Below are 633 nucleotides of genomic sequence, written 5' to 3' on the forward strand. Positions count from 1 at the left end.
AAACTTAGCGACGATTTCTGCCGTAGCACTCAGTCAGCGATCTTCGGATCTCGGTTATTATTCAGGTGTATTTTTTGTTTCAGCCATCCTGTTTCTACTGCTGCTGTTCAGTGGCCCGCAAAAGGGCCCGGCGTTGTCCGAGTTGCCGCGCTGGCAGTTGATCGGCGGTTTGCTGGGGCCGATCTACGTGGTGGTCCTGACCCTGGCCACGCCGCATATCGGCATCGCGATGACCATGATCGCGATTCTTTCGGGGCAAGTCGGCAAGAGCGTGCTGATCGATCATTTCGGCTGGTTCGGGGCGGCGCGCAAGCGGGTCAATGGCGAACGCTGGATTGCCCTGGCGCTGATTGTGGTGGCACTTGTTTTGATTGCGCGAGGTTAAGGCGATGAACCTGATTCTGTTACTGGTAGTAGTAGTCGCCGCAGGTGCGGTGTTGAGTGTGCAGGCCGCCATCAATGGTCGCCTGGGCCAGGCGGTGGGTGTATTGCGCGGCAGCCTGGTGACTTTTGGAGTGGGCGCGATTGTCACTGCGTTGTTGATCCTGTTCTTTGAACCCGCCCAGGCAGTGAGCTTGCTGGACGTGCTGAAATGGCAACTCACGGGGGCCTTGTTCGGAGTGGTGTACATGA

General features: G+C 57.5%; 2 protein-coding genes. Both read left to right on the forward strand.

Annotation, left to right across the window (positions count from 1 at the left end; all coding sequences use genetic code 11):
- Nucleotides 1–385 (forward strand): DMT family transporter (locus OMK64_RS21445; protein WP_272730145.1); only part of this gene is annotated, 385 nt, incomplete at its 5' end.
- A gap of 4 nt (nt 386–389) precedes the next feature.
- Nucleotides 390–633: DMT family transporter (locus OMK64_RS21450; protein WP_272730146.1), on the forward strand; the 244-nt coding region annotated here is incomplete at its 3' end.

The sequence above is a fragment of the Cellulomonas fimi genome, assembly GCF_028527925.1.
GTDB classification, from domain to species: domain Bacteria; phylum Actinomycetota; class Actinomycetes; order Actinomycetales; family Cellulomonadaceae; genus Cellulomonas; species Cellulomonas fimi_C.